At 46.2% G+C, this 4,501-nt stretch carries 3 protein-coding genes and 2 pseudogenes; all 5 read right to left on the bottom strand.

Annotated features, from left to right (window positions below):
• Positions 1 to 161: 161 nt before the first annotated feature.
• Positions 162 to 425, bottom strand: a pseudogene (locus BLR44_RS29490) (transposase); the annotation flags it as partial.
• Between the two features lie 26 nt (positions 426 to 451).
• Positions 452 to 742 carry a transposase gene (locus BLR44_RS28350; RefSeq protein ID WP_089688864.1) on the bottom strand — a complete coding sequence of 97 codons (291 nt, stop codon included), beginning with the start codon at positions 740 to 742 and terminating at the stop codon, positions 452 to 454.
• Between the two features lie 672 nt (positions 743 to 1,414).
• Positions 1,415 to 2,449, bottom strand: a complete 1,035-nt coding sequence (locus BLR44_RS28345) for an RHS repeat domain-containing protein (RefSeq protein ID WP_245706195.1) — start codon at positions 2,447 to 2,449, stop codon at positions 1,415 to 1,417.
• Positions 2,450 to 2,512: 63 nt separating this feature from the next.
• Positions 2,513 to 3,698 (bottom strand): annotated as a pseudogene (locus BLR44_RS28340) (IS3 family transposase).
• A gap of 365 nt (positions 3,699 to 4,063) precedes the next feature.
• The coding region (locus BLR44_RS28335; protein WP_143017537.1) for a nuclear transport factor 2 family protein at positions 4,064 to 4,501 on the bottom strand (438 nt) is incomplete at its 5' end.

The following is a 4,501-nucleotide window of genomic DNA, read 5'->3' as shown; positions in this document are numbered from 1 at the left end:
TTGTAAGTCAGGTCAAAATTTCTTCGTGGTTTCATAGAGGACAAGATAGGAATTAGGGGCTTCTATTTTCTGTCCGTCGAAAGCTAGGAAGTTCATGTGGCCACTGTGGCGCGGTCCTCTTTGTCTGCGTTTTTTTCCTTCAGCCAGCCGCTTTTCGGGAATCATAGCTCGGATGCCTCGACACCGTAGGGTCTTCCGCACCCTATCCGCATCATAACCGCGCCACGGTGGCTTCTATCGGCCACCACCTGCGCAGGTCGTGTTCTGGGGCGTCCTCTGAGTTGCGGAATGCGTATTTGGTCTAAAGCCTCTTCCAGGTAATTGATATCATGAGCCTGACCAGCACTTAGCGCCACTCCTAAAGGATGGTGGCTCTGATCGGTTACTAGATGGATTTTCGTAGAAAAACCGCCTCTAGATCGCCCGCCCGGCGGCCCGGCTAAGGCATGATCTAATGGCTCATCGGCATCGCCATAGCGGCGGCGTGTGCCCCTTTTTTATTGGCACCCGCCGCTGATTTATGTGCTCTGATTACCGTCGAGTCAACCGCAGCGGCGGCCGCCATCCAAAGCTGCCAATCGATGTAGCCTTCCTCGTCAAGCTGAATTTGCAGCCGCTCTAAGATTCGGTCAAACAGTCCGTCGATACGGTAGTGTCGAAAGCGATCATAGATCATTTTCCACGGGTCGTAGCGTAACGGCAAGTCTCGCCACGGAGCGCCTGTACTCAGAACCCAAAGCATGTTGTTGAGGACCTAACGATGGTTGCGTCATTGGACACCCCGCCTGCCTTCTCTACTAGGAAATAAGTCTGCAATCCGCTTTCACTGCTCATCAGTTAACTCATAGTGTCTCATGCTATAGTTTAACGACTCTCTGACGCTTATCGATTCATCAGACACAGCATAGTATCTACTGGACAGGTTTGATTACCGTTGAAACAAAATATAGTCAAGCCGTAATATATCCCACAGCTAATTGATGGCTTGAGCTTTTTACAAGTTAACCCGGCATCAACTCTTACTATAGTAATACATTACTATAGTAAGAGTGGGTCAGATAGATTTATTTATCACATTATGTATTATGCAATTTTCAATACTACAGCTACCCACTCTTCAATAGATTTCTTTATCAAGAACAGCCATCAGATCGACTAAAACCCGGCTATCTTTACTCCGCATTTCTACTTATTTTTTCTTTATAAGAAATTGAATCCAAATACTTGAGTCCAATTATTAAAAATGAACAAGAGCAAAAGATTATGGAGATAGGTATACTAACAGATACCATTTTACATACGCTCTCATTAATACCAAATGCTAGAGTAGCTAAAAGGCCATATGCTAACAACAGCCCTATCACAATATATATTACTCCCAAAATAGTCAGAATTTTATTTGTACTTATTTTCTTCATTTGTCTTTCTTTGATCTATAAGTCACCCTTATTGGCTTACTGTAAATTATCTTCTGGCCTGATCTGAACCGATCAATCATTCCTCCTCCTGTCACTGACACACTTATTTCTACTCTAGCAGTAGCATTCCATGCATTTTTTGAAGAACTATTTTTGAGACCACCTTGCTCCTCCTTCGAACGTTGAGTCGTAGTATTAGATGATCCATTTAAAGATACGCCAGGTTCAACCAATTTTACTTTTCCAGATACTTGGCCTCCACCGCTAATTTCAGAACTTTCCTCTCGACTTCTAACGTTTTTAGTATTTACTTCTTTTTCAGAGACATATTTGCCGTCATTGACCCTCTCATCGTTTCCTTCCGTCACTATTTTAAAGCTTATTATAACATTATCATCAAATCCATAAGGATCATCTTTATTTAATTTGCCTGTCGAAGCCCTACCTCCTTCCGTATCGTTTAATGACGCATATGTCTCTTCGATTAAGTCTGAATCCTCAATAAAAGCTATGGAGCCACCTCCAGGAAGATCTTCTAAAGCTGAATTGATATATTCGTACAATTCTTTATTCGTTAATGTTTCCGCTTGAGTAACTTCAGCATCATCGGGTAAGCCTCTGCAGTCACCGTTAGGGCAATCTTCAGGTACCATTCCATCTGGGTCAATGAAGCGTATAGGATTATCAAATGCATAGTTATATGTTGAATGGCGACGCATTAAATCTGCCGCGGGATCTACCGCATGCCATCTCCCAAGTTGGGCATCGTAATAACGTGCCCCATAGTCCATCCAGTTCAGGCCTAGTGCTTCCTGTTTTTCTTTTCCATTGTACTGGAAACGGTGATCGGGAGTGCCCTGCATGTCCAGTCCGGCCAGGTTCATCCCAAACGGATAGTAGTGATTTTCCTGCACCACTTTCTGCCAATGATGGTCTACTTTGAAATCATCAAACCATACTTCCAGGCCACTCTGGTTGACCAGACGAACCGTCACCTGTCCGTCCCATTCTGCCGCGGCCTCCGCTGCCAAGGGAAGCCAATCTATATCTACCGAAGACCCTTGTGGGTTTCCCCCATATTAAATCACTATCAGTTAAGCCGCCGTTTCAATAAGTTGTGGTGCCTTCTGGAGCTCATACTCTATCGGACTTACATATCCCAGTGATGAATGTCGTCGCTGTCGATTATACCAAGCTTCAATGTACCAGAATATGGTAGACCGAGCCTCTAGTCGAGTGTTGAATTGGCGGCGGTGGACCAATTCTTTCTTGAGCGTTCCAAAAAAGCTTTCAGTCGGTGCATTATCCCAGCAGTTGCCTTTTCGACTCATTGAAGGTATCATTCCCGCTCCTTTCAGCAGAGTCTGGTAGTCATTACTTGCATATTGACTGCCCCGGTCGCTGTGGTGAAGTAGACCTGCAACTGGTCGACGACGAGCCAGCGCCATCTTCAACGAATCAACTACTAAATTCCGTTTCATAGTATTTTGCATAGACCAGCCGATGACATAGCGAGAAAACAAGTCGATCACCACAGCCAAATATAGCCACCCCTCCTTAGTCCAAACATAGGTAATATCGGCGGCCCACACCGGGCGCCGGCCGCTTGATTAGCTTTCTTAGGTGAGAATTGGCGGTCAAGTATATTATCTGCAATGGGTAGCGAATGTTTAGAGTCGGTGGTTATCCGAAAGGATCGCGGTTGATGTGCTCGAATGCCATTTTTGCGCATCAGACGAGCTATTCGGTTCTTACCGCAGTGCAAACCTCTTTTTCTCAGATCTTGGTGAATACGAGGACTACCGTAGGTAGCATTTGATTTCTGGTGAATGAGTTGTATTTCATCCAATAGCCTTTGGTTCTCCACTACGCGTCGGCTCTGTAGGCCATTAACACGTCGATGTCGCCAGGTGTAATACCCACGAGGGGAAACTTGAAGTATACGGCACATAGTTTTAACTGAAAATTGCCCGCGATGTGCTTCAATGAAAGGGTATCTTAACGAGGGCGGTTGGTGAAGATACCCACAGCTTTTTTTAGCACCTCATTCTCTTCTTTAAGGCGCATATTTTCTCTCTTGAGCTGGGCCAGTTCTTCGTTTTCAGCTTTTCCCTTACCCGGGAAAGCCTGGGTTCCTTTTTCGCTGAGACGTCTTCGCCACTTGTCAATCAAGCTGCGTTCGATACCGAGGTCACGACTGACCTGAGAAGCGCCGTGCTGCTCTGCCAGAAGAACAGCTTGTTGTTTAAACTCTCCAGTGTATGTTTTTCGCGTTGCCATTGTTTACCTCATTTTATTCTCCAAAATAAGGCTTATCTCGCTGTGAATTATAACGGGGGAACTACAATCTCTACCTTAACTTAGATCATTCACTATCCGGCAAAACAGGACCGCCCCATGTTTTACATAGAGGCAATTATCAAACAGCTTTTACCCCAAAAGGGGAGCTGTTTTCTCCTGAGGTCCGCTACAAGGAGGATTCTTTTGTGTTGGGCATTGCACTGCCCACCTATGCCTGACGGGCCTGAGGCGTAACTTACTCGATGTCACTTATAGGTAGAGCCTGGGCGTTGGTCAAGCGTGACATCAGCCGAGCACTGCATCCTTACAGTTGTAGTGAACGTTTACTGAAGCCTGTGTACTAACTACTTCACCTCTGCCACGTCCCGCCACACAAAGTGGGAGGTCCGGTGTTGGATGAGCCACTGCCCATCCTGTTTAACAAAGTCATCCTTGTAAATAGTGTACAGGGTGGTTTTCATGGCTTTGCCGTCTTGATCGCCCACGAGAATGACCCGGCAATATGACGTGGCTTTTGCGCGGTCGCCTTGTAAATCAATGGTCTGCTGCCCGTTCTGGTGATACACCGTATGGAAATTCGCCAGGAAGCCGGAGAACACCTCTTGGAGTTGCGCACGGCCTTGCAACGAAGAAGATCGCTCACCGTTGGCGTACGATTCCACGACGCCGTCGGGGGTGAACAACATGACCTGCTTCTCGATTTCTTTGGTATCGGCTAAAATTGAGAATTCATCCACGACATGCTTGATCGCCTGCTTGTCTTCGAGGGCGGAGAGGCGTTG

Origin of the sequence: Catalinimonas alkaloidigena (assembly GCF_900100765.1) — a bacterium.
In the GTDB taxonomy this organism is placed as follows: domain Bacteria; phylum Bacteroidota; class Bacteroidia; order Cytophagales; family Flexibacteraceae; genus Mooreia; species Mooreia alkaloidigena.
Note: the sequence above shows the minus strand (reverse complement) of the source record. Positions and strands in the feature narration are given on the sequence as shown.

Excerpts from the sequence above, each read along its gene's own strand:
- BLR44_RS28350 (WP_089688864.1), bottom strand. The coding sequence starts at position 742 with ATGCTTTGGGTTCTGAGTACAGGCGCTCCGTGGCGAGACTTGCCGTTA.